The organism is Bradyrhizobium sp. SZCCHNR1017 (genome assembly GCF_032381375.1).
Classification (GTDB): domain Bacteria; phylum Pseudomonadota; class Alphaproteobacteria; order Rhizobiales; family Xanthobacteraceae; genus Bradyrhizobium.
The window spans coordinates 241,415-264,684 of sequence record NZ_JAUHIR010000005.1 but is presented as its reverse complement, the minus strand read 5'-3'; the positions used below and the strand labels follow the sequence as shown (position 1 = coordinate 264,684).

General features: G+C 66.6%; 19 protein-coding genes. 11 read left to right on the top strand and 8 right to left on the bottom strand.

The window, feature by feature from the left end:
• Positions 1-98: 98 nt before the first annotated feature.
• Complete coding sequence (locus QW863_RS15705; protein ID WP_315715669.1) at positions 99-1,331, bottom strand: acetyl-CoA C-acetyltransferase; 1,233 nt, start codon at positions 1,329-1,331, stop codon at positions 99-101.
• Positions 1,332-1,900: 569 nt separating this feature from the next.
• On the opposite strand from QW863_RS15705, the gene QW863_RS15700 reads away from it, so the two are divergent.
• From QW863_RS15700 to QW863_RS15670, 7 genes are all read left to right on the top strand, one after another.
• Positions 1,901-2,866 (top strand): amidohydrolase family protein, encoded by a 966-nt coding sequence (locus tag QW863_RS15700; RefSeq protein ID WP_315715668.1) that lies wholly within the window; start codon positions 1,901-1,903, stop codon positions 2,864-2,866.
• Positions 2,867-2,911: 45 nt separating this feature from the next.
• A complete protein-coding gene (dctA, locus tag QW863_RS15695) occupies positions 2,912-4,225 on the top strand; it encodes a C4-dicarboxylate transporter DctA (RefSeq protein WP_315715667.1) in 1,314 nt (437 codons plus the stop codon).
• Between the two features lie 242 nt (positions 4,226-4,467).
• On the top strand, positions 4,468-5,388 hold the full coding sequence (locus QW863_RS15690) for a PepSY-associated TM helix domain-containing protein (protein ID WP_315715666.1): 921 nt from the start codon (positions 4,468-4,470) through the stop codon (positions 5,386-5,388).
• 365 nt (positions 5,389-5,753) lie between these two features.
• The gene (locus tag QW863_RS15685) at positions 5,754-7,316 is read left to right on the top strand and encodes an efflux transporter outer membrane subunit (protein ID WP_315715665.1); all 1,563 of its coding nucleotides are present in this window, start codon (positions 5,754-5,756) and stop codon (positions 7,314-7,316) included.
• Positions 7,316-8,431: an efflux RND transporter periplasmic adaptor subunit gene (locus QW863_RS15680; protein WP_315715664.1), complete on the top strand. Its 1,116-nt coding sequence runs from the start codon at positions 7,316-7,318 to the stop codon at positions 8,429-8,431. The genes QW863_RS15685 and QW863_RS15680 overlap by 1 nt, the downstream gene beginning before the upstream one ends.
• A 32-nt stretch (positions 8,432-8,463) precedes the next feature.
• The gene (locus QW863_RS15675) at positions 8,464-11,535 is read left to right on the top strand and encodes an efflux RND transporter permease subunit (RefSeq protein WP_315715663.1); all 3,072 of its coding nucleotides are present in this window, start codon (positions 8,464-8,466) and stop codon (positions 11,533-11,535) included.
• A gap of 111 nt (positions 11,536-11,646) precedes the next feature.
• The gene (locus tag QW863_RS15670) at positions 11,647-12,336 is read left to right on the top strand and encodes a PadR family transcriptional regulator (RefSeq protein WP_315715662.1); all 690 of its coding nucleotides are present in this window, start codon (positions 11,647-11,649) and stop codon (positions 12,334-12,336) included.
• Positions 12,337-12,611: 275 nt separating this feature from the next.
• Here QW863_RS15670 and QW863_RS15665 read toward each other — a convergent pair whose 3' ends face one another.
• Together QW863_RS15665 and QW863_RS15660 are read right to left on the bottom strand one after the other, a co-directional pair.
• Positions 12,612-13,448 carry a class III extradiol dioxygenase family protein gene (locus QW863_RS15665; protein ID WP_315715661.1) on the bottom strand — a complete coding sequence of 279 codons (837 nt, stop codon included), beginning with the start codon at positions 13,446-13,448 and terminating at the stop codon, positions 12,612-12,614.
• A gap of 5 nt (positions 13,449-13,453) precedes the next feature.
• On the bottom strand, positions 13,454-13,807 hold the full coding sequence (locus QW863_RS15660; protein WP_315715660.1) for a protocatechuate 4,5-dioxygenase subunit alpha: 354 nt from the start codon (positions 13,805-13,807) through the stop codon (positions 13,454-13,456).
• A gap of 123 nt (positions 13,808-13,930) precedes the next feature.
• Here QW863_RS15660 and QW863_RS15655 point away from each other — a divergent pair, with 123 nt between their 5' ends.
• On the top strand, positions 13,931-14,863 hold the full coding sequence (locus QW863_RS15655) for a LysR family transcriptional regulator (RefSeq protein WP_315715659.1): 933 nt from the start codon (positions 13,931-13,933) through the stop codon (positions 14,861-14,863).
• Between the two features lie 24 nt (positions 14,864-14,887).
• Here the strand turns inward: QW863_RS15655 and QW863_RS15650 are convergent, their stop codons facing one another.
• From QW863_RS15650 to QW863_RS15640, 3 genes are all read right to left on the bottom strand, one after another.
• Positions 14,888-15,274 (bottom strand): VOC family protein, encoded by a 387-nt coding sequence (locus QW863_RS15650; protein ID WP_315715658.1) that lies wholly within the window; start codon positions 15,272-15,274, stop codon positions 14,888-14,890.
• A 75-nt stretch (positions 15,275-15,349) separates the two neighbouring features.
• Positions 15,350-16,627 carry an NAD(P)/FAD-dependent oxidoreductase gene (locus QW863_RS15645; RefSeq protein WP_315715657.1) on the bottom strand — a complete coding sequence of 426 codons (1,278 nt, stop codon included), beginning with the start codon at positions 16,625-16,627 and terminating at the stop codon, positions 15,350-15,352.
• Positions 16,620-17,339 (bottom strand): RibD family protein, encoded by a 720-nt coding sequence (locus QW863_RS15640; protein WP_315715656.1) that lies wholly within the window; start codon positions 17,337-17,339, stop codon positions 16,620-16,622. Before QW863_RS15640 ends, QW863_RS15645 begins: the two co-directional genes overlap by 8 nt.
• A 165-nt stretch (positions 17,340-17,504) precedes the next feature.
• Between QW863_RS15640 and QW863_RS15635 the strand changes: the two genes are divergently transcribed.
• On the top strand, positions 17,505-19,031 hold the full coding sequence (locus QW863_RS15635) for an alpha/beta fold hydrolase (protein ID WP_315715655.1): 1,527 nt from the start codon (positions 17,505-17,507) through the stop codon (positions 19,029-19,031).
• 131 nt (positions 19,032-19,162) lie between these two features.
• A complete protein-coding gene (locus tag QW863_RS15630; protein WP_315715654.1) occupies positions 19,163-19,516 on the top strand; it encodes a DUF2200 domain-containing protein in 354 nt (117 codons plus the stop codon).
• Between the two features lie 24 nt (positions 19,517-19,540).
• On the opposite strand, the gene QW863_RS15625 is transcribed toward QW863_RS15630, so the two are convergent.
• Positions 19,541-20,458: a PaaI family thioesterase gene (locus QW863_RS15625; RefSeq protein WP_315715653.1), complete on the bottom strand. Its 918-nt coding sequence runs from the start codon at positions 20,456-20,458 to the stop codon at positions 19,541-19,543.
• A 260-nt stretch (positions 20,459-20,718) separates the two neighbouring features.
• Between QW863_RS15625 and QW863_RS15620 the strand changes: the two genes are divergently transcribed.
• Positions 20,719-21,387: a hypothetical protein gene (locus tag QW863_RS15620; RefSeq protein WP_315715652.1), complete on the top strand. Its 669-nt coding sequence runs from the start codon at positions 20,719-20,721 to the stop codon at positions 21,385-21,387.
• A gap of 56 nt (positions 21,388-21,443) precedes the next feature.
• On the opposite strand, the gene QW863_RS15615 is transcribed toward QW863_RS15620, so the two are convergent.
• Positions 21,444-22,991: a L,D-transpeptidase gene (locus QW863_RS15615; protein ID WP_315715651.1), complete on the bottom strand. Its 1,548-nt coding sequence runs from the start codon at positions 22,989-22,991 to the stop codon at positions 21,444-21,446.
• Positions 22,992-23,270: the final 279 nt, after the last annotated feature.

The following is a 23,270-nucleotide window of genomic DNA, read 5'->3' as shown; positions in this document are numbered from 1 at the left end:
CCGCCGAGGTCACAAGCGGCCCAGGTGCAAAACAACGGCGCCCGCCACGGGAGACTCCGCAACGGGCGCGCGCAACTCAAATCGAGGAGATGTCCCGTTCAGATCCGCTCGATGATGATCGCGGGTGCCATGCCACCGGCCGCGCACATCGTGACCAGGCCGCGCTTGAGATCGCGCCGCTCGAGCTCGTCGAGCAGCGTCCCGATCAGGATGGAACCGGTGGCGCCGATCGGATGTCCCAGCGCGATCGAGCCGCCGTTCACATTGACCTTGGCGCGGTCGAGCTCGAGGTCGCGGATATACTTCTCGGCGACGACGGCGAACGCCTCGTTGATCTCGAACAGGTCGATGTCATCAAGCTTGAGCCCGGCCTTGGCCAGCACCTTGCGCGTCGCCGGCACCGGGGCGTTCAGCATCAGGGTCGGGTCGTCGCCCATATTGGCCATCGCCACGACGCGTGCACGCGGCTTCAGGCCATGGGCCTTGGCATAGGACGGCGACGCCAGCAGGATCGCCGCCGCACCGTCGACCACGCCCGAGGAGTTGCCGGCGTGATGCACGAATTCGATCTCGAGGCCGGGATAGCGCTGCAGGATCAGGTTGCGATACGTCGTACCCTTCTCGTCCAGCGCGTAGTCGGCGATCGCCGGAAACGCCGGCTTCAGCGCGGCCAGCGCCTCGGCCGTGGTCTGCGGCCGGGGGTATTCCTCGTGGTCGAGCGCGACGCTGCCGTCCTCGCGATGCACAGGCACCAGACTCTTCTTGAAATGGCCGGCAGCGATCGCAGCCGCCGCGCGCTTCTGGCTCTCCAGCCCGAGCGCGTCGACGTTGGCGCGGGTGATGCCTTCCATGGTGGCGATGGCATCGGCGCAGACGCCCTGATGCGACTGCGGATGCAGCGCGCGCAGATGCAGATTGCCGGCATCCATCATCAGCGGCCCCTCGCCGCGCCGGCCTTCCATCGACATCATCTCGCAGCCGCCGGCGACGACGAGGTCCTCCTGCCCAGCCATGATCGAGGCCGCGGCGATGTTGACGCTGGTGATGCCGGAGCCGCAGAAGCGATCGAGCGTGACGCCGGAGGCACGGATGTCGTAGCCGGCATCGAGCGCCGACATGCGGCCGAGGTCTCCGCTCTGCGGCCCGCGCTGCGACGAGCAGCCCCAGATGATGTCATCGACATCGCCGGTATTGATGCCGGTGCGGTCGGCCAGCGCACGCAGCACGGTGGCGCCGAGATGCTGCGGGTGCAGCCCGGCGAGCGCGCCCTTGCCGGCCTTGCCAATACCGCGCGGCGTTCTGCAGGCATCGATGATGAGCGCGTCGACCATGGTGTTTCCTTTGCCCGATGTTGTTGTGCGCTGACCGCGCGCGGCGTCTCGGCGGCCGCACGCCTCTCTTTGCTGTCGCATAGCACTGCGCATGCGGTCTTCACAACGGCGCTTGAAGCTGCCGGCGCATGACCAGAACGCACGCCATGGCTTTGACACAACTCACCTTTCCGTCGCACGAACAATTGCGCGGATCGGCGCGCTCGGGCTGCCTTCTCGCAGACTGGTTGAAGAGCAGCCCATCTCGCCCAGGCGCGCTGCAACGCAGCTCGAACGGAGGGTCTCGGCAACGTTGGCAGTTGGACTGCAGAGCATTGTCCAACCAAGCGAACTGACCGTTCACCCAATGCTTCTTGTCATGCTGCAGAGGCTGCAAGATCCTCGATCAGGAACGACTGGGATCACAGCGATCCGCCGGCTCGGGAGCCGGAACCCCCATGATCACGACGCCACGTTGAGAGGTCGCCCGACCTCTCCTTCGTGGCGTGACGATAGCAAACACGAACGATGCCGGAGCCTGGCGGGCAGCGCCTGCCTGTGACCGCGGCCATCCCGAGGAGGACGCTCTGATGTTGAGACGAGACCTGCTGGCCACCATGGCCGGACTGGGAGCGGCGAGCGTGCTCGGAGGCCCTGCCCTCTCCGCCGACGAGGCCAAGATCCCCAGCATCGCCGGCCCGGATCCGGCACCGAAGACCCCGAGCTTCAGGGCGCCACCGGGCAGCGTCGATACCCACACCCACATCTTCGGGCCGGCCGCGACCTATCCATTCTCGCCCACTCGCCCCTACACGCCGCCCGACGCATCGCTGGAGATGTTCCAGGCGCTGCACGCCAAGATCGGCGTCGAGCGCGCCGTCATCGTCAACGCCACCGTCCACGGCACCGACAATCGGGTCGTGACCGATGCGATCGCGCAGAGCAACGGCAACTACAAGGGCGTCGCCAACATCAACGCGGCGATGTCCGATGCCGACCTCGCGGCGCTCGGCAAGGCCGGCATCTGCGCCTGCCGGTTCGCCTTCCTCCGCCGCCTCGGCGGCGTCGGCGACATGAACGTCTTCCGCACCCTGGTGGACCGCGTCGCGGCGATCGGCTGGCACGTTGACGTTTATCTCGAGGCCGGGACGATCCAGGAATTCGTGCCGATCCTGAAGGCGCTGCCGGTCACCTATGTGATCGACCACATGGGCACGATCAGCGCCGCCAAGGGGATCGACGATGCCGGGTTCAAGGCGCTGCTCGACCTGCAGGCGAGCGACGACAAGTGCTGGATCAAGATCACCGGTCCCGAGCGCGCTTCGGCCTCCGGCCCCCCGTTCCACGACGCGGTCCCGTTCGCCCGCAAGCTGATCGACAACGCGCCGGATCGCGTCATCTGGGGCACCGACTGGCCGCATCCGAACGTCAAGATCATGCCCAATGACGGCGATCTGGTCGATCTGATCCCACTCTACGCCCCGGATCCGGCCATGCAGCGAAAGCTGCTTGTCAGCAATCCCGAACGGCTGTTCAAGTTCGAGCCCAAGAGCTGAGTCACCGCCAGCTGCGAATTCGCCCCTTCAGCAACAGGACCGATCATGACCACCACGACCCTCACCGCCGACAGCAAGGCAGGCGCCCGCCGCGGCTGGTGGAAGGAGCTTTGGGTCCAGGTCATGATCGCGATGGCAGCGGGCATCCTGCTCGGTGCCATCAAGCCGGATCTGGGCGCCCAGATGCAGCCGCTCGGCGACGCCTTCATCAAGGCGATCCGGATGCTGATCGCGCCGATCATCTTCTGCACGGTGGTCAACGGCATTGCCCACATGGCCGACATGGCCAAGGTCGGCCGCGTCGCGATCAAGGCGCTGATCTATTTCGAGGCCGTCACGACGCTGGCGCTGATCATCGGCTTGACCGCGGTGAACCTGTTTCAGCCCGGCGTCGGCATGAACGTCGACCCGGCGACGATCAACTCCGCGACGATCGAGCCCTATGTCAAGCAGACCGCTGCGGTCGGCTTCGTGCCGTTCCTGCTCAACATCATCCCGCAGACCTTCGTTGGCGCCTTTGCCGAGGGCAATATCCTGCAGGTGCTGTTCATCTCGGTCATGTGCGGCTTTGCGCTGATCTGGCTCGGCGACCGCGCCAAGCCGGTGACGGACGTGATCGATGTCGCCGGCCGGATGATCTTCGGTGTCGTTCGGATCGTGATGTGGGCAGCGCCGCTGGGCGCATTCGGGGCCATCGCCTTCACCGTCGGCAAGTTCGGTCTGGGCTCGCTGGCCAAGCTCGGCCTGCTGCTCGGCAGCTTCTATCTCACCTGCCTGATCTTCATCGCCGCCGTGCTCGGCCCGATTGCCGCCTTCACCGGCTTCAGCCTGTGGAAGCTGATCCGCTACATCAGGGACGAGGTGCTGGTCTGCATCGCCACCACGTCATCGGAGACCGTGCTGCCGCGCATGCTGGCCAAGCTCGAAGCCGCTGGCTGCGAACGCAGCATCGTCGGTCTCGTCATCCCCACCGGCTATTCGTTCAATCTCGACGGCACCTGCCTCTACCTCGCGACCGCCGCGGTGTTTCTGGCGCAGGCGACCAACACGCATCTCGACATCAGCCACCAGATCGGGCTGCTGCTGATCCTGCTGGTGACGTCGAAGGGCGCGGCCGGCATCGCGGGCGCCGCCTTCGTCGTGCTGGCCGCCACGCTCGCCGCGACCGGTACGATTCCGGTCGCCAGCGTCGCGCTGGTGCTCGGCATCCATCGCCTGATGTCGCAGGGGCTGACGCCGACCAACCTGATAGGCAATGCAGTCGCCACCATCGTCATCGCGAAGTGGGAGAACGGCTTGGACGCGACATGCCTGCGCGAGGTGCTCGATGGCCGCAAGACGGCATCTGATACAAATTGACATCATCCCAGCAGTCCTGAAACGACCTCTGCCGCATTGATGCCGATCAAACGGCGCATGACCTAAAATTAATAGTTATCTCCTTCGTCTCGCTGCTGCGCTCAGCTAATGAAGCGCGGCGGACGACAGGTTGATATCCCGGCGTCGTCCAGCGAGAACGATCAGAAACGTTCACGGAGCAGACGCCTGCGGACAACGGTCCCGCATGATACCGCGTGCGAGACGATCAATCGGAGACGATCATGAACAAGCAGCTTCTGCTCAAACTTCACCGTTGGATCAGCCTCGTCTTTGCGCTGCCATTGCTTGTCATCATCGTGACCGGGCTGATCCTCTCCTTCGAGCCGATGGCGCAGGTCGCCGCCGTCAAGCCGCAAAGCGTCGATCCGGCGCGCGTGGTCGCGCTGATCAAGCAATACGATCCCGACGGCAAGGCACGCGGTCTGTCGATCGACGCCTCCACGCAGCATCTGACCTTGCAGGGGGCGCCGGGCGCCGAGGTCGACATGACAACCGGTGCCGCCGTCGAAAAGCCGGCGATGCCCAGCGTCTTCTCGTGGGCGCGCAGGACCCACGAGCATCTGATCGGAATCCCCGGCCTCACCCTGATCTCGACCATCGCCATGATCAGCATCATGATCATCGGCATTCTGATGGGACTGCCGCGGCTGCGCAACACGCTGTCCGGCTGGCACAAGGGCACGGCCTGGTTCACGCTGCCGCTGATTTTGCTCAGCCCGCTCACTGGACTCTGCCTCGAGCTCGGCCTGACCTTCGCAGGCGGCACTCCTCCTGCCGCAGCCAAGCGCGTCTCGCTGCCTGACGCCGTCAGCATCGTCGCCAAGGACCACGACCTGTCGTCGGTGAACTCGATCGGCAATCGCGGCGGACGGATGATGGCGCGCATCATCGAGGGCGATGAGCTCAGGGCCTATGCCGTCACGTCCGACGGGCTCTCCGCGTTGCCGCGCAACTGGCCGCGCCTGCTGCATGAAGGCAACTGGTCTCTGATCGGCAGCGCGGCCAACGTTCTGATCTCGGTCGCGCTGTTCGCGCTGCTGGTCACTGGCCTGCTGATCTGGACGCAACGCCGGCTGCGGCGCCCGAGCCGCGTGCGCGACGTGCCGGCGAAGCCGGTGGTCGCATCCTCGATGCCATCCTGACCAGCGCTACGTTGCAGACGCCGGCTCGCACCGCGGGCCGGCTTCCAGCGCGATCTGCACGCGCTGCTTCGCTCGGGCCTGCCCTGGACAATGTGGGCGCGACGGCGCTTCTTCGATCATTGTGAGAAACGACGTAGCTGCCCGCCACCGCGGGAAGGGCAGCGGCGCGTTCTCGGCGTTCGTCTCGGAGCTGTCATGCCCGCGTCCCGATGCAGACGAGCGCCGGCGCCGCGCAGCGGTGCGCGAGACGTGAAGCTGTGAGCAAGCTCGCTTTGTCATCAACGTGACTTGACTAGGCCGGAACCGCCACGCATCGTCGGCGACAGAAAACGAAACGGTTTAGTTTTATGTCCGATGATGTCAAAATGTTTCATGCCTGTTTGGGGCTGGTCCCGAGATGCAGCGCGCTGCCCTTGCGGCTCGGCCTCCTCGGCTGCAGCATGCTGCTCGCGTCCTGCGCCGTCGGTCCGGACTTCATGTCTCCCGACGCGCCGGCCGCAACCGGTTATGTGGCCGAACGTCGGCTCGCCGCGACCGCCGGCGCCTCGACACCGGGCGGCAATGTGCAGAGCTTCGCGCCCGGAGGCGATCTGCCCGGCACTTGGTGGGCGCTGTTTCATTCCCGGCAGATCAACGCCTTCGTCGAGGAGGCGATTCGCAACCACCCGGACATCGAAGCCGCACAATTGGCGCTGCGTGCTGCGCGCGAGAACGCGCTATCGCAGCAGGGCGCGCTGTTTCCGCAGCTGAGCGCGAGCGGCTCGGCCGAGCGTACGCAGGCCTCCAGCACGCAGCAGGGACAATGGCCTGGTCAGACCTCGCTGTACACGCTCTATGGCACGTCGGTGAGCGTCAGCTACGCGCTCGACCTATGGGGCGGCACGCGTCGCCAGGTGGAGGCGCTGCAGGCGCAGGCCGACTACCAGGCCTTCAAGATGGAAGCGACGTATCTGTCGCTGACCGCCAATGTCGTCACCGCCGCGATCAGCGACGCCTCGTTGCGCGATCAGATTGCCGCGACGGAGGAGATCATCAAGGCGGAGACCGACCAGCTTGGCCGGATCCAACACCAGTTTGACGTCGGCGCCATCTCCAAATCCGACGTGCTGGCGCAGGAAGCAACGCTGGCGCAGGCCAAGGCGACCTTGGCGCCGCTGCAGAAGCAACTCGCACAGCAGCGCAATCAACTGATGGCCTATCTCGGCCGGCTGCCGAGCCAGGATCGCGGCGAGCATGTGACCCTCGCGGAGCTGCGGCTGCCGCGCAAACTGCCGATGTCACTGCCCTCCTCGCTCGTCCGGCAGCGTCCCGACATCCGGCAGGCCGAGGCCACGCTGCACCAGGCCACAGCGACGGTCGGCGTCGGCGTCGCCAATCTGCTGCCGCAGGTGACGCTGTCGGGCAGCTACGGCGCAAGCGGACCGGGCCGGCTGTTCTCGCCGACGACCATCGTGTGGGATGCGGCCTCGAGCGTCAGCCAGAAGCTGCTCGACGGCGGCACGCTGTATCACACCAAGGAGGCGGACGTCGCCACCTTCGAGCAGGATCTGTCGCTCTACAAGAGCACCGTCATCACGGCGTTCCAGAATGTCGCGGATTCGCTGCGCGCCATCCAGTACGACGCCGAGGCGCTGAAGGCCCAGGCCGCCGCCGAGAAGGCCACCGCCGACAGTCTCGCCATGGCGGTCGAGCAGTTCAGGAGCGGCGCGGTGCCCTACGCCAACGTCATCAACGCGCAGCAATCCTATCTCAACGCACGCGTCTCCCGCATCAAGTCGCAGGCCACGCGCTTCAGCGACACCACGGCGCTGTTCCAGGCGCTCGGCGGCGGCTGGTGGAATCGCCAGGACGAGACCCCGGCGGCGCTGCCCCGCGCCAATCCCGGCTACTTCGCCGGTCCCAATCGTACGACCCAGGAAGCAATGTAATGAAGAAACGCATGACGATCATGCTGGCCGCCATGGCGGTGCTGTTCGGCGGCCTCTACGGCTTTCAGACATTCAAGGGCATCATGATCGCCAAGGCGATCGGCGCCATGGCCAACCCGCCGCAGACGATCTCGACGGTCGTTGCGGCGACCGCACCATGGCGCTCCAACCTCACCGCGGTCGGCTCGCTGCGCGCCGTCAACGGCGCCGATCTGGCGCTGCAGGCCGCAGGCATCGTGCAGGGCATCCAGTTCAATTCGGGCGACACCGTCGAAGCCGGCCAACAATTGCTGCAGCTGGTCGCGACCGATGACGTCGCCAAGCTGCAGTCGCTGCAGGCGACTGCCGAGAACTATGCCATCGTCGTCAAGCGTGACGAGGAGCAGATCAAGTTCAACGCGGTCAGCCAGGCCACGCTCGACAGCGATCGCGCCAACCTGAAGAACGCGCAGGCCCTGGTGACGCAGCAGAAGGCGATCGTCGAGCAGAAGACCCTGAAGGCGCCGTTCGCCGGCCGGCTCGGCATCCGCGCCGTCGATCTCGGGCAGTATCTCGGCGCCGGCACCACCATTGTCACCCTGCAGAGCCTCGATCCGATCTTCGTCGATTTCTATCTGCCGCAGCAGTCGCTCGCCGACATTCGGATCGGCCAGGACGTCGGAATCGCCGTCGACGCCTATCCCGGCGAACGCTTCACCGGTCAGATCTCCGCGATCAACGCCAAGGTCGATTCGACGAGCCGCAACGTCCAGATTCGCGCCACCCTGCACAACGATGCGACGCGGTTGCTGCCGGGCATGTTCGCCAAGGTCGAGATCGCGACCGGCAAGCCCGAACAGCTCGTCACGCTGCCGCTGACAGCGATCGTCAGCAATCCCTATGGCGATCTCGTCTACGTGGTCGACGATCTCAAGGACAGCGAGGGCAAGGCGCGGCAGACGTTCGTGAAGAGCAAGCCGGCCAAGGGCGACCGGATCGCGATCACCGACGGCATCAAGCCGGGCGAGACGGTGGTGATCGCGGGACAGATCAAGCTGCGCAACGGCAGCCCGGTGAGAATCGACAATTCGCACGTGCCGGTCGCGGAAGCCGCGCCGGATGTCGTCGACCAATAATCCGGCCAGCCCGCACCATCAGAGTCATCACTATGCGTTTCACAGACATCTTCATCCGCCGGCCGGTGCTGGCGCTCGTGGTCAGCGCCCTTATTCTCGTGCTCGGCCTGCGTTCGATGACGACGCTCGCCATCCTGCAATATCCGCGCACGCAGAACGCCATCGTCACGGTGAGCACGGCCTATGCCGGCGCCGATAGCGACATCATCGCCGGCTTCATCACCACGCCGCTGGAGAATGCGATCGCCCAGGCCAACGGCATCGACTACATGACGTCGACCAGCGTCACCGGCAGCAGCACCATCACCGTGAACCTGCGGCTCAACTACGATTCCGGCAAGGCGATGACCGAGATCAACGCCAAGGTGAACTCGGTGCTGAACCAGCTGCCGACAGGCACGCAGCAGCCGACCCTGACCTTGAAGGTCGGGCAGACCATCGACTCGATGTATATCGGCTTCGCCAGCGACGTGCTGGCGCCGAACCAGATCACCGACTACCTCACCCGCGTGGTACAGCCGAAGCTGCAGGCGGTCTCCGGGGTGCAGACCGCCGAACTGCTCGGCGCCAAGAAATTCGCGCTGCGCGCCTGGCTCGACCCCGACAAGCTTGCGGCCTATGGCCTGACGGCAACCGACGTGTCGACGGCACTGTCGGGCAACGACTACATCTCCGGGCTCGGTACCACCAAGGGCCGCCTCGTGCAGGTCGATCTCGCCGCCGCGACCAACCTGCATTCGCTGGAGCAATACCGCAATCTCGTCGTCAAGCAGGTCAATGGCGCCATCATCCGCCTGCGCGATGTCGCCAATGTCACGCTCGGCAATGACGACTACGACAGCGCGACGCGCTTCAACGGCAAGACCGCGGTCTACATCGGCATCCAGGTGGCGCCAACGGCGAACCTGCTCGACGTCATCAACGGCGTGAAGGCCGTTTATCCGGAGCTGCAGCGACAGCTGCCGAACGGCATCACCAGCGAGATCCTGTACGACTCCACCGATTTCGTGAACTCGTCCATCGACGAGGTGATCCATACGCTGGTGGAGGCGATCGGGATCGTAATTGTCGTCGTCTTCATGTTCCTGGGATCGTGGCGCTCGGTGCTGATCCCGGTGATCGCCATTCCGCTGTCGCTGATCGGCACCTTCGGCCTGATGCTGCTGATGGGCTTCTCCATCAACCTGCTGACCTTGCTGGCGCTGGTGCTCGCGATCGGCCTGGTCGTCGACGACGCCATCATCGTCGTCGAGAGCGTGCACCGCCTGATCGACGAGGGTGTGCCGCCGGTCGAGGCTGCCATCCAGTCGGCGCGCGCGCTGGCGAGCCCGATCATCGCGATGACCGTGGTGCTGATCGCGGTCTACGTGCCCGTCGGCTTCCAGGGCGGCCTCACCGGCGCCCTGTTCACCGAATTCGCCTTCACGCTCGCCGGCGCCGTCACCGTCTCGGCGGTGATCGCGCTGACGCTTTCGCCGATGAACTGCGCCTGGCTGCTGCGCCGGACCGAGCGCGACGCCACCACGGTCGAGGCGCGGCTGGTGCGTGCGATCGACCACGTGCTCGAACGGCTCGCACAGGGCTATCGCCGCGGGCTCGAAAGCGTGTTCGCGACCAAGCCGGTGGTCGTGGTGTTCGCGCTGCTGCTGCTGGCGATGATCCCCTGGCTCTATGTCAGCTCCACCAGCGAGCTCGCGCCGGACGAGGACCAGGGCATCGTGCTGTCGCTGACGAATTCGGCGCCCTCGGCCACGCTCGAGCAGCGCCAGTTCTACGGCCAGCAGCTGTACGGCCTGATTGCCCAGCGGCCGGAGACGCGCACCGTGTTCCAGATCGACACCTCGACGCAGGTGATCGGCGGCTGGGTGCTCAAGCCCTGGGATCAGCGCAAGGCGACGACCAAGACCCTGCAGCCGGAATTCCAGCAGCTCCTGAACGGCATCGCCGGCGCCCGCTCGGTGGCGTTCCAGCCCTCGCCGCTGCCGGGCAGCAACGGCCTGCCGGTCCAGTTCGTGATCGGCACCACCGGCGCGTTCGGCGAGCTCAACGACGTGTCGCGCGATTTCATGGCCAAGGCGCTGGCGAGCGGCCGATTCATCTTCCTCGACAGCGATCTGAAGATCGACAAGCCGCAGACCACAGTGGTGTTCGATCGCGACAAGGCCGCCGATCTCGGCCTCAAGATGAGCGATCTCGGCGGCGCGCTCGCGACCATGCTGGGCGGCAATTATCTCGACTATTTCAGCCTGGAGGGCCGCTCCTACAAGGTGATCCCCCAGGTCCGGCAGAACGACCGCCTCACCGACAATCAGTTGCTCGACTATTCGATCCGCGCCGGCGGCAATGCCATGGTGCCGCTGTCGACCGTGGCCCGGCTCGAGCACAAGACAATCCCTGAGTCGCTCAATCACTTCCAGCAGATCAACGCGGCGACCATCTCCGGCGTGGCGATGCCGGGTATCGCGATGGGCGACGCGCTCGCCACCTTGAAGGAGATCGCGAAGTCGCTGCCATCGGGTTACTCGATCGACTATGGCGGCGCGTCGCGACAGCTCGAGCAGGAATCCGGCGGCTTCGTCACCACCTTCGTGTTCGCGCTGATCATCATCTTCCTGGCGCTCGCCGCCTTGTTCAACAGCTTCGTCGATCCGATCATCATCCTCGTGTCGGTGCCGATGTCGCTGGCGGGCGCGCTGATCTTCATCAGCCTCGGCATCGGCGGCGCCAGCATCAACATCTACACCCAGGTCGGCTTGGTCACCCTGATGGGCCTCGTCAGCAAGCACGGCATCCTGATGGTCGAGGTCGCGAACGAGCTGCGCGAACAGGGCAAGGACCGCACCGAGGCGATCATCGAAGCGGCGACCGTCCGGCTGCGGCCGATCCTGATGACCACGGCGGCGATGGTGCTCGGCGTGATCCCGCTGATCACCGCGAGCGGCGCCGGCGCGGTGTCCCGCTTCAACATGGGGCTCGTGATCGCGACCGGACTCGCGATCGGCACCCTGTTCACGCTGTTCGTGGTCCCCGTCGCCTATGCGCTGATTGCGCATCGCGGCACGGCGCACGAGGTCGCGGGTCGCGTGACCGAGGCAATCCCATAAATCGCGTGAAATCAACGCGTTATTTGCAGATTCGGAAACGTGCATCGGTCACGGTTGACAAACGAAACATATAAACGATATATCGTTCGTCCGAAACGGAGATCATATCGTATGAGACATCATCATTGGACATTTGGCCCCTCCCGCAGAGACGACGACAACCAGGAGCGCGGCTGGGGACATCGCGGACGTCATGGACGGCGTGGCTTCGACGAAGCCTGCGAGGAGATGCGCATGGGCGGGCGCGGCGGCGGGTTCGGCCCGCGGGCGGCCGGCCTGTTCGAGCGTGGCCGCCGCGGCGGTCGCGAGGAGTTCGGGCGTGGCGGCGGCGGCCGCTTCTTCGGTCCCGGCGATCTGCGCAGCCTGCTGCTGTGGCTGATCGGTGAGAAGCCGCGCCATGGCTATGAGCTGATCAAGGCGGTCGAACAGTTGGTCGGCGGGGCGTACTCGCCGAGCCCGGGCTCGGTCTATCCGATCCTCAATCTGCTCGAGGACATGGGCCAGATCGAAGCGGCATCGGCCGAGGGCGGCAAGAAGCTGTTCGCGATCACCGACGCCGGCCGTCAGGCGCTGAAAGAGGATGAAGCCGCCATCGATGGCCTGCTGAGCCGGCTGCGCATCATGGCCCGCACCATGGGCGGCATGCGCCCGCCGGAGCCGGTGCTGCAGAGCGTGCAGACGCTAAAGATGGCGCTCAAGATGCACCGGCAGGGCTGGAGCGACGCGGAAGCGAAGCGTGTCAGCGACATCCTCACCCGCGCCATCGCCGATATCCAGGGCGACGAGGGCACCGCGAGCTGACATCAACATCAGCCAGGAGCGGAGCCGTGGCAACCGGAATTGATATCCGTGCTCGCGCCGCCCAGACGCTGCGCTCCCTCTCAACCGTTCTTCACGGCGAGAGGGTCGGGTAAGGGCAGCCGCACGGAAGTCGGTCCGAAGCGGGCCACTGACAGCCGCATCCCTCGATAGCATCCGCGGTACGGGTCCGGCGTTCGCCGGGACCCATACCGCGTGATCGTCGTTGGCAGACGACTCTCAGTCGTCGCCTTCCGATAAAGACTCTCGCAGGGGCCCTACACCGGCTCCAGCACCATCAGCCCGGTCGCCGTATTCGAGATCGGGATGTGATAGTTGGCGTGCTCCTTGCGGACCTTCTCCGGCAGGGTGCCGCGCGCGACCATCCAGTTCAGCAATTCGACGCCCTGGGTGCCCGACAGCTCGACCAGCTCGGTGGTCGAATACTTCGTCGCCCAGGCGGGATCGTCGACCATGCTGGCCATGAACTTCTCGTCGAAATCCTTGTTGATGAAGCCGGCACGCTCGCCGTCGAGCTGATGCGACAGGCCGCCGGTCCCCATCACGACGACGCGCTCGTCCTTCGGCCAGGATTGAACCGCCCGCGCCAGCGCCTGGCCGAGCTTGTAGCAGCGCGCGGCCGACGGCAGCGGCGCCTGCACCGTGTTGACGACCACGGGCACCACCCGCACCGGCCATTTCTGATCTGGCCAGCACAGCGCCATCGGCAGTGTGAAGGCGTGATCGACCACCATCTCCTGGCAGGTGGTGAGGTCGAAATCCTCCTTCACCAGATGCTCGATCAAATGCCAGGACAATTCGCTGTCACCCTTGAACGGCGCGGTCTGCGGAATGCCCCAGCCCTCGTCGGCATTGCTGTAGCTGTCGGCCGCGCCGACCGCGAAGGTCGGCATCTTGTCGAGGAAGAAGTTGAGGCCATGGTCGTTATAGACGAGCACGACCACATCCGGTTTGACCTTGGCGAGCCACTCGCGGACATGCGGGAAGCCGTCGAAGAACGGTTTCCAATACGGATCCTGCTGCAGGCCCTTGGCGATCGCGCCGCCAATGGCCGGAACGTGCGAGGTGGTGATGCAACCGACGATCTTTGCCATGACGATTACCCCCTCGCCGCCAGAAGCTTGGCCTTGAACTGCTCTTTCGTCAGCCCGGTCTGCTGCGCGCCGATGTCCTGCATGTCGAGCCCGAAGATGCCGGCGAACTTGGCGAGGTAGTAGGCGTTGCCGCCGGCCTCGATCAGCTCCAGCACGTTGCGGCTCCTGATCGCCGCGCGCTGCTGTGCATTGAGGCCGTATTTGGCGCAATAGCCGTCCTCGTCGGCGACGAACGCCTTGCGGTTGGCGGCATCGTTGAACGAGTAGCACATCTTGTTGAGGGCGTAGCCTTTGCGGGCCTGCTCGCCGTCGAAGATGGTGGTGCCGGGCACGGGCTGCCGGGCTGACGTGGTGGACATCTGAGCCTCCCCTGGGCGTGTTTCGGACGGCCGCGCTTGATCTGGATCAAACGCGGCGCCGTTCGTGCCCGCCAGTATCGCCGACAGACACCGTCAATAAAGGCCGCGCGACCGATCCGATCCATGAGCCAATTCGATCATTTGGACCTCGACGGCCACCTGCTGCAGCTCCTGCTCGCCGTCATCGAGGAAGGCTCGGTCACCCGCGCGGCACAGCGGCTCGGAGTCACGCAGTCGGCCGTCAGCCATCTGCTCGACAAGCTGCGCACGATCACCGGAGATCCGCTGTTCGTGAAGTCCGGCCGCGGCATCGTGCCGACCGCGCATGCGCAGCTCCTGGCGCTGCGCGCCCGCGCGCTGCTCGACGATCTCCGGAGCTTCTCGCACACCGCTGCGTTCGAGCCGGCGAAAATCTCCGCGCAGGTGACGATCGCGGCCAATGATCTGCAGCGCGACCTGCTGCTGCCGTCGCTGCTGCGCTATGCCCGCGCGCAGGCGCCGGGCCTCAGCCTGCGCGTGATCCCTTCCGGCGCACCGACGCCGGAAATGCTGCGCGAGGAGCACTGTCAGCTCATCATCACGCCGCGACCGCCCGAGGGCAGCGACATCCTGCAGAAGCGGCTGTTCGAGGACAGCTATCGCGTGTTCTACGATGCGAGCCAGCGCGAGCCGCCGCAGAGCCTGGAGGACTATCTCGCCAGCGACCATGTCACGGTACTGTACGAGCCGCGGCGCCGGCTCGACATCGACGAGGTCCTGGCCGAGCGCGGCCTCGTCAGGCGGTTCGCGGCGCAGGTGCCGGGCTTCGGCGGCATCGGCCCGTTCCTGCGCGGCAGCCGCATGATCGCGACCCTGCCGAGCCTGCTGCGCGCCTACATGCTGCGCGGCCTGGCGGTGGCGCCGGTGCCCGTCCCCTGCCCGGCGATGCCGATGTACATGGTCTGGCACTTGCGCCACCACGAAGATCCGATGCACCGCTGGCTGCGCCAGCAGCTCGAGATCGTGGTCGCGCCGAGCTTGGCCGCGGCCGCCGAGCACATGCCGGTGATGGCCTGACTCATCCCGAGGGGTGAGCGGCCCTCACGCCGGCGCGTGGCACACCGCCTCGATGTTGTTGCCGTCGGCGTCGCGCACGAACGCGCCGTAATAGTTCTCGTGATAATGCGGCCGCAGTCCAGGCGCGCCGTTGTCCATTCCGCCTGCGGCGATCGCCGCTTGATAGAACGCATCGACCGTGGCGCGATCCTTGGCGTGGAACGCGACATGCGTCGAGGTCGCGGCCGTCCCGCCGGTGCCGATCCAGAAATCCGGACGGCCGTCGCCGAAGCCGGCGTGATCACCGTGGCCGCCGGTCTGCGCGTCGGTGATCTCCATCATCAGGACATAGCCGAGCGGCGCCAGGGCGGCCGCATAGAACGCCTTGGCGCGGGCGAAGTCGGAGACAGGGAAGCCGACGTGGTCGAGCATGGTGATCCTCTCCATGGTGACCGGCGAATGCTAGCGCCGTGGGCGCACGGGCGCAACGTGTTGAACACGGCCCGATCACATCGCGAGGATGCGCCGCGCTGTTTGTTGCCCACTCGCCAGCGCCGCCTCGACCGTTCCCATGTCGCGTCCGCGATACAGCGCTTCGCCGGAGATCAGCACCCGTCCGCCGTCGCAGCGCGAAAGCGTATCCTGCGCCTCGTGGGATGTCAGCGTCGCATAGGAATAGGCCCCGCGCGCGAACGGATCCTTCGCCCAATCCGTGACATGCGACGCGACGAGCTGCTGCTTCAGCAAGCCCGCCGGCTGTGCGAAGATGTCCGCGAGCGCCGAAAGCCCGTTTTCGATCAGCGCGGCCTCGTCGCACGCGGCGAAGGCGCCGGCCGGCGGCCCGGCGAGCCAGCCGGTCAACACCGCGTCATCGTTCGGATGCTGCGTCCACCACACCGGCACGTCGGCATCGGACAGCACGAACAGCATGTCGGAAAGGTCCTCGGTCCGGGCCTCTCGCCACCAGCGACGCTCGAAGCGAAGCAGCAGCTTGATAACGTTGCCGAAGCCGATGGTTTCGGCTGCGGCCAATTGCGGGCGCATGGCCGGCGGCAGCGCGATGGTTCGCAGCAGCGGCAGCGGCACGGTCAGGATGACGAGATCACCGCGCTGCGCACGGCCGTCAGCCAAGCGCACGACGACACCATCATCGGAGCTCTCCACCGCGCGGACCACCGCCTCGAGCAGCATCTTCACGCCATGCGCCCGGCACTCCGCCAGGAGATGATCGAGCAGCGCCGCGTAGCCGCCGACGATGCGCGCCTGAGCGCCGCGCTCACCGCCCATCCATTCGTCGCGCAGCGCGAACACGCTGGCACGACCGGGATCGGCCGCGTCATAGCCCTGCACCATCCCCAAGACCGACTTGCGCAGGGCGGCAAACTCCGCGCCGGCGAAATGCCGATCGAGCAGCGCCGTCACGGTCATATCCTCGTCGAGCTGCCGCGCCACGCGGTGCAACTGGCGCATCTGCCGATCAGCGGGATCCTCGCGCGAGAACGCGCCATCCGTCACGTACCAGCGCGCGCCATCGACCGGCGTCGAGGTGAGCCCCGCCTCGGCCATCAGCGCGTGGGTGACGGGCGCCTCGCCATGGATGAATTCCGCACCGGCATCCGCGCGATATCCGAACCTGCTCGCGGGCAGCGGATGGATGCGCCCGCCGCAGCGATCGCGCGCCTCCAGCAGCGTCACCTGCTGGCCTGCGCGGGCCAGTTCGCGCGCCGCCATCAGGCCCGCGGCACCGGCCCCGACGATGATGATGTGCATTCGCCGCTCAGCCATGACTTGCCTGGGCCGGCAAGGCCGAGCCGTTGGTGATCTTGTAGCGCAGCCACAGCGCGCCGCCCTCCAGCGCCGTGCTGCTTTCGAGCGTCATTGCCGTGATCGGGCCACGCTCGCCGGACTCGGCTTCCGTCGAATCGAACACGCTGGGCGCCCCCTTGGCGCCATCCACCGCCGGACACAGAACGAGGTTGAACTCGTCGACCAGGCCCGCGCGAAGGAACGCGCCGTTGGCACCGCCACCGCCTTCGAGCAGCAGGCGTTTCACGCCGAGCTCCTGCGCGAGGATCTCGAGCACGCGCGAAAGATCGAGCTTCGCCTGGCCGGCGAAGATGTACGACACGCCCTCGCCGCGCAGTCCCGAAAGATGCGCATCCGACACGGCCTCGGTCAGCACGACGACGATCGGATCGCCGCCGATGTCGGAGCGACCCCAGCAGATCTTGCCATGGGGATCGAGCACGATGCCGTAGGCCTTGGCATCGCGGCGCGCGATCCAATGGGTGCGCGGGAATCGCTCCGTCGTCTCGGCCGGATAGGCCGAGCCCTTGGCGAATTCCTGGCCGGTGACGCGGCCGATCAGCCAGGCGTCGCCGCCGAGCTTGTCATGCACCTGCTCGAACAGATCGCCCGATCCCTTCGGACGCCAGCGGCTCGGCAGGGTCCGGCCGTCGACGCTCGACGCCATCAGGCAGATGACTTCCGGTTTCATGCATCCTCCTTGTCGCCGCTGAACGGGGGTCACCGAATATCGCTCCGGCGGCGTTGTCAACGAAGCGGCGTGCGTTTCGTTCGATTGCGCCGGTGCCGCTCGCCTGCGCCGTCGCTGTTACCGCACCAATTCCTGCGCTAGTTTCGGCTGCAAACGGAGCCGATCATGGACGCTGCGCCGCGCAGACGAGACGCCATCGGTTTGCGCGGGGCAGCCCTGCTGGCCGCAGCGCTTGCCGGCCTCGCGCTCTGCGTCGCCGGGATCTGGCGCCTCGAAGCCGAGCGCGCGGGCATCACGATCACCCCGCTGCAGGCAGGCACCACCCCCATCACCGTCTATCGGCGCGACGACGCGGCTGCGGCGCCCGTGGTCGTCATTGCCCACGGCTTTGCGGGCTCACGCCAGTTCATGGAGGCCTATGCGCTGACATTGGCGCGCGCGGGCTATGTCGCGGTCTCGTTCGACTTCGAGGGGCATGGCCGCAATCCGACGCCGATGTCGGGCGACGTCACGCGCGTCGACGGCACGACGAAGAAGCTGATGCGCGAGATCGGCCGCGTCACCGACGCCGCGCTGTCCCTGCCGGGGAACGACGGCCGGGTCGCCCTGCTCGGACACTCGATGGCTTCCGACATCATCGTCCGCCAGGCGCTGGCCGATCCGCGTATCAGGGCGACGGTGGCGATCTCGATGTTTTCCGAGGCCGTCACGGCGAGCGCGCCGCGCAATCTGCTGATCATCACAGGCGAATGGGAGGCGGCCCTGCGCCGGGATGCGCTGCGCAACCTCCGGCTCGCCGATCCCGCCGCGCGCGAGGGCGACACCGTGGGCGATCCCGCCGCAAACGGCGGACGCCACGCCGTGGTCGCGCCCGGAGTCGAACACGTCAGCGTGCTGTATTCGACGACCGCACTGCGCGAGGCGCGCGACTGGCTCGATCGGGCGTTCGGCCGCGCCAGCAGCGGCCCGGTCGCTTCGACTGGCGGTGCGATCGCGCTGCTGCTCGCCGGCATCGTGCTGCTGGCGTGGCCCTTGGCCGAGCTGCTGCCGAAGGGTGATGCGCCGCCGCCGACAATTCCGCTGCGCAGTCTTGCGATCGCCACGCTGGTGCCGGCGGTGACGACACCGATCGTCCTGAGGTTCGTCGAGACTCGCTTCCTGCCCGTTCTGATCGCCGACTACCTCGCCGTACATCTCTTCGTGTACGGCACGCTGTCGCTCATACTGCTACGCGCGCAGGGCGTTCACTTCGGCCGCGTGGCCTGGCTCGCGGCGCTGGCGCTGGCCGCCTACGGCATCTGCGGCTTCGGTGGCGCGCTCGACCGCTACGTCGCCTCGTTCATGCCGATCGCGGCGCGCCTGCCGATCATCGCAGCGATCGCAATGGGCGCGGTGCCCTACATGCTGGCGGATTGCATCGCCAACAGGGGCGGCCACGCCGCGCTGTGGCGCACCGTGTGGATCCGCACCGCCTTCCTGGCCTCGTTGGGCGGGGCAGTCGCGCTCGACCTCAAGCGACTGTTCTTCCTGCTCATCATCATCCCCGTGATCGTGCTGTTCTTCATCGTGTTCGGACTGATCGGCGGCTGTGTCGGTCGCAGGACCTGCTCGCCGATGGCCGAAGGCCTCGGTCTCGGCCTGATCCTGGCGTGGTCGCTCGGGGTGTCGTTTCCGATGTTCCTGCCGGGCTAGCGTCCGTTTCCGACATGTGCGAACGAACGTGCTGTCCGACGATCCGAAACGCGGACATGAAGCACGCGCTCGTGCCGTGCCGTCGCCCTCGCAGACCCGACATGCCTCACCTACGATCCGATGGAGTCAGCATGGCAAAACACCGCATCTACACGACGAGCTTCGCGAGCGTGTACCGATTGTACGTCGCGAAGGCCGAGAAGAAGGGACGCACCAAGGCAGAGGTCGATCAGGTGATCTGCTGGCTGACGGGCTATGGCCAAAGCGAGCTTGAGATCCGGTTGGAGCGTCAGACGGACTTCGAGACCTTCTTCGCACAGGCGCCAGCGATGAATCCGGCGCGGACCCTGATCAAGGGCATGATCTGCGGCGTCCGCGTGGAGGATGTCGAGGAACCGACGATGCGGGAGATCCGCTACCTGGACAAGCTGGTCGATGAGCTGGCGCGGGGAAAGGCAATGGACAAGATCCTGCGCAAGGCCTGATCGTGTCTCGCGACCCGGTCTCCCTCAATCCTGCTCCTGCCCTGGCGCCGGTCGTAGCATGAAATGGCCGAAGGCGGTGGCGATCGGCTTCGTCGCATCGTCCTGCCAGGCGCGGGCCTCGAAGGCGACGACGCGGCGCCCCTGCTTGACGATCGACGCCGATGCGACGGTGTCGAGCGCGCGCCCCGACCTCAGATAGTTGATGGTGAGGCCGACCGGCTTCGGCGGCGCCGTGGCGCCGAGCTCGCGCATCACGGTGACGATCGCTGCGGTCTCGAGAAACGCACCGGTCATGCCGCCATGGATCGCAGGCAGCACGGGATTGCCGATGATCCGGCGCGAGAAGGGCATCACCAGCGTGTCGTTCTCGGCGAAGCGGATGCCGAGGCAGCGCGCGAACGGACTGGTGGGAAACGGCCCCGCCGGATCGTCCGGGGCGTCGAGCGGCGGTGGCGCGCCGTCGAAGGCCGCCCGGTCGGTCAGCATGTTGGTGCGGTTGGCGCCAATCATGAAGCAGGCGGTCGCGGTGGCGACCGGTGCGGTCTCCTCCTCCTGATAGGCGGTGGCGCGCACGAACGCGATCGAGCGCGTGACGCGGAAGCAGACCGCATGGGCCTTGATGTCGAGACCGGGGGTCGCCGGCTTCTGATAGTCGATGCGCAGATCGAGCGTGGCGATCGCCCGGCTGCCGTCGAGCGCAAGCTGCACCGCCATGCCGCAGCTCTCGTCGAGCATCGCGGTGACGACGCCGCCATGGATCACCCCGGTTTCGCTGTCACCGACGAACACGGGACGATAAGGCAGGGTCGACCAGGCTTCGCCGGGCGCGAAGCGATCCATCCTGAGCCCGCTGATATGGCCATAGACCGAGCGGCGCTGCCCGATGGCCTCGGCGAGCACGTCGAATGCCGGCGGTGCGGCGGTGGGCGGAATGTCGGACATGCGCGATTTAGATCACGATCCCGAGGACGCACGAAGCCTTTTCCGACGGATCCGATTTGCATGCCAGCGATCCGGGCCGGATCATCGCCGTCCCTGCATCGGCACTCCTGAGCGCCGCCGGTCATGCTCACAACTCGAGGCTGCGAGAGCTCATTCCGCAAAACTACGTGGATGAAATGTTCCGCGGGAGCGGCGCGCTTAGAACATTGGCAACCTTAATATGATCATAATTGTCTCCATCAAATCCCGGAGACCCGTCGATGCGCAGATCCACCAAGACGCCGGACGCCCCGCCGAGCAGCGGCACGGCCTCTCTACGAATTGTCCTGAGCCTGGCGCTCGTCGCCAGCGCCGGTGCGATGTGGTGGAGCAGCGGCGGCGCCAACAGCTTCTCCTTCGGCACCGGAGCGCCTTCGCTCGAGAGCCGCGTCGCCACGCTGACCTCGGAGCTGGCGCAGCTCAAGGCCGAGACCGCCCAGCTGCGCGACCGCCAAAGCGACACCTCCGGCGAGCTTCTGCAATTGCGCGCCAGCCTCACCACCGCCGAAACGGGCCTAGCCGTCTTGCGCACCGCCGCCGACGAGACCGAGGCGCGCCGCCGCGATACGGCCGACAAGATCGAATCCGATCTCGCGCTGCTGAAGCGCCAGACGATCCGCCTCCGCGGCGCCCAGGAAGATGCGGCGACCGAGCTGAGCGGGCTGCGCACTGCGGCCGCGAACAGCGACATGACCATCGAGCAGCTCCGGACCTCCACCGGCGAGATGCGTCAGCAGTTGACGCGCATCGAGACCGCTCGCGAGGCGACCAGCTCGATCTCCCGCAGGCCTCACCGTGTCAGGCGCGTGGCGCGCGCGACCGAGGCGCAGCACGAGCCGCAGCCCTTCTTGATGCAGTGGCCCGGCGTCATCCCCGCAGGTCGCAACTGATTTGAAGCGCCATCCGGCCTGACCCGCGAACCGCGGTCAGGCATCAGGCCGGCTGGTCACCACCAGCCCGGCTGCACCGGCCGGTAGTAGGTCGGAGGCGGACCGCGACGGCGCGGCGCCGCGACGGGCTGGCCATCCCAGCTGCGCTGGAAGAAGCTGCCGAAGCCATCGTCATATTCGTCCCCGCTGGCGACGACGTCGACATTGGTCGTCGGCCGGCGCGTGATGAAGCCGCCCTGCGGCTGGTTGCTCAGCACCGCGACGAACTCGGTCCGGTAATTGGTCTCGCTCGACAGCGGCTCGTCCGAGACGATGATCGAGGAGCGCGGCACGGCCGTCGGCGCGATCCGGTCGAGCACGTCCTTCGGAATGGTGATGCGGTCGAGCGCGTCCTTGGCGGTGTCGCCGTCGTCGATGGTCACCGCCGTCCAGCGCAGCTCCGCGCCGTTCTGCGCCACCGCGGTGAACACATGCGTTCCGATCGGCCGGTCGGGATCGCGGATGGTCACCGGCGCCTCGATCGAGGTGTCGAACACCTCGCCGCCGCCATCGGGGGCCGGCTTGTGCGTGTTGCGCCTGACATAGAGCATCTGCGTCGAACGGCTGATATAGACCGAGACCGGCTCGGTCGCGAGCCTGGCGTCCGTCGCAGCCTTGCTCGCATCGGACTTCCTGGCCGCCGCCGCCTTGGCAGCATCCTTGGTCGAGGTCGCCGCAGCGAGCTTCGCAGTCGCGTCCGACTTGGCGGCCTCGAGCTGCGCTGCCGCGTCGGTCGCCTTGGCGGCGGCCTTCTGCTCCGCATCCTCGGCCAGCGTCCTGGCCTGATCGGTCTTGGCGGCGGCCAACTTCCTGTCGGCGAATTTGAGCTCGGCCTCGGCGCGCGCCTTGGCCTGCTCCAGCTTGCGCAAGGACGCCTTCAGAGCCTTGGCCTCGCGCTCGGCCGCGGCAGCCGCCGCCTTGGCCTCGTCGGCGCTCCTGGCGGCGTCCTCGGCCTCGCGGCCGAGCGTCGCGGCCCGCGAGGGCACCGCGGCGAGCGCCTGCGCATTCGGCACGAACAAGGCGGGATGGGAGAACTCGACGGGCGCCGGGTCACCCGGCGCGATGATCACCCGCATGCCGATCCAGGTCCGGTCGAACAGCTTCTCGGCAAAGCCATAGGGCATGCGGACGCAGCCATGCGAGGCGGCATAGCCGGGCAGCGGCCCGCCATGCAGCGCCACCCCGTTCCAGGTGATGCGCTGCATGTTCGGCATCCAGGCATCGTCGTAAAGAGTCGAGTGGTGGTCCTTGTCCTTCTCGATGATGGCGAACACGCCGGCCGGCGTCTCGCGGCCCGAGACGCCGGTCGACACCGGTGCGCGCCAGATCCAGCCATCGGCGTCGTAGAACGTCACCTTCTGGGTCTTGATCGACACGATCGCCATGATCGGATCGCCATGCGCACGCGGCGCCGTCGCCTCGATCACCGGCGCCGGACGTGCCTGTCGCGCGCGGGCCTCGGAACCTTGCAGAGCCAGCACGGTGGCGGCCGCGACAGTCATCAGGACCGCTCCCCGACGCCGCATCGCTGCAAGGTTCTGAGCCGCCGTGGATCGTGTCACCATGCCCTATCCCAATTCGTTATTGCTGTTCCGCCGGCGCGATCGGCGCAGGACGATCTATACGCTCGATCATGTCTTGGGGTGAAGTGAGGCGAAGGCGCGTCCTCATGTCATCGGGCCCCCCTCGCCGCAATTGGGGCAGGATCGGGCAACGAATCGGACTCAAGGCGCGCCCTTCCGTCGCAAGCTCCCCCGAAGGCCCGCATTCCACCACCCTACCAGTTGCTCATCGCTTAACGCCGAACAGGGCGATCTGGTCCGTGGCTGGACTGGAGAACGGCG

Coding starts and splice junctions, on each gene's coding strand:
- QW863_RS15705 (WP_315715669.1), bottom strand. CDS start 1,331: ATGGTCGACGCGCTCATCATCGATGCCTGCAGAACGCCGCGCGGTATT.
- QW863_RS15700 (WP_315715668.1), top strand. CDS start 1,901: ATGTTGAGACGAGACCTGCTGGCCACCATGGCCGGACTGGGAGCGGCG.
- dctA (WP_315715667.1), top strand. CDS start 2,912: ATGACCACCACGACCCTCACCGCCGACAGCAAGGCAGGCGCCCGCCGC.
- QW863_RS15690 (WP_315715666.1), top strand. CDS start 4,468: ATGAACAAGCAGCTTCTGCTCAAACTTCACCGTTGGATCAGCCTCGTC.
- QW863_RS15685 (WP_315715665.1), top strand. CDS start 5,754: ATGTTTCATGCCTGTTTGGGGCTGGTCCCGAGATGCAGCGCGCTGCCC.
- QW863_RS15680 (WP_315715664.1), top strand. CDS start 7,316: ATGAAGAAACGCATGACGATCATGCTGGCCGCCATGGCGGTGCTGTTC.
- QW863_RS15675 (WP_315715663.1), top strand. CDS start 8,464: ATGCGTTTCACAGACATCTTCATCCGCCGGCCGGTGCTGGCGCTCGTG.
- QW863_RS15670 (WP_315715662.1), top strand. CDS start 11,647: ATGAGACATCATCATTGGACATTTGGCCCCTCCCGCAGAGACGACGAC.
- QW863_RS15665 (WP_315715661.1), bottom strand. CDS start 13,448: ATGGCAAAGATCGTCGGTTGCATCACCACCTCGCACGTTCCGGCCATT.
- QW863_RS15660 (WP_315715660.1), bottom strand. CDS start 13,807: ATGTCCACCACGTCAGCCCGGCAGCCCGTGCCCGGCACCACCATCTTC.
- QW863_RS15655 (WP_315715659.1), top strand. CDS start 13,931: ATGAGCCAATTCGATCATTTGGACCTCGACGGCCACCTGCTGCAGCTC.
- QW863_RS15650 (WP_315715658.1), bottom strand. CDS start 15,274: ATGCTCGACCACGTCGGCTTCCCTGTCTCCGACTTCGCCCGCGCCAAG.
- QW863_RS15645 (WP_315715657.1), bottom strand. CDS start 16,627: ATGGCTGAGCGGCGAATGCACATCATCATCGTCGGGGCCGGTGCCGCG.
- QW863_RS15640 (WP_315715656.1), bottom strand. CDS start 17,339: ATGAAACCGGAAGTCATCTGCCTGATGGCGTCGAGCGTCGACGGCCGG.
- QW863_RS15635 (WP_315715655.1), top strand. CDS start 17,505: ATGGACGCTGCGCCGCGCAGACGAGACGCCATCGGTTTGCGCGGGGCA.
- QW863_RS15630 (WP_315715654.1), top strand. CDS start 19,163: ATGGCAAAACACCGCATCTACACGACGAGCTTCGCGAGCGTGTACCGA.
- QW863_RS15625 (WP_315715653.1), bottom strand. CDS start 20,458: ATGTCCGACATTCCGCCCACCGCCGCACCGCCGGCATTCGACGTGCTC.
- QW863_RS15620 (WP_315715652.1), top strand. CDS start 20,719: ATGCGCAGATCCACCAAGACGCCGGACGCCCCGCCGAGCAGCGGCACG.
- QW863_RS15615 (WP_315715651.1), bottom strand. CDS start 22,991: ATGGTGACACGATCCACGGCGGCTCAGAACCTTGCAGCGATGCGGCGT.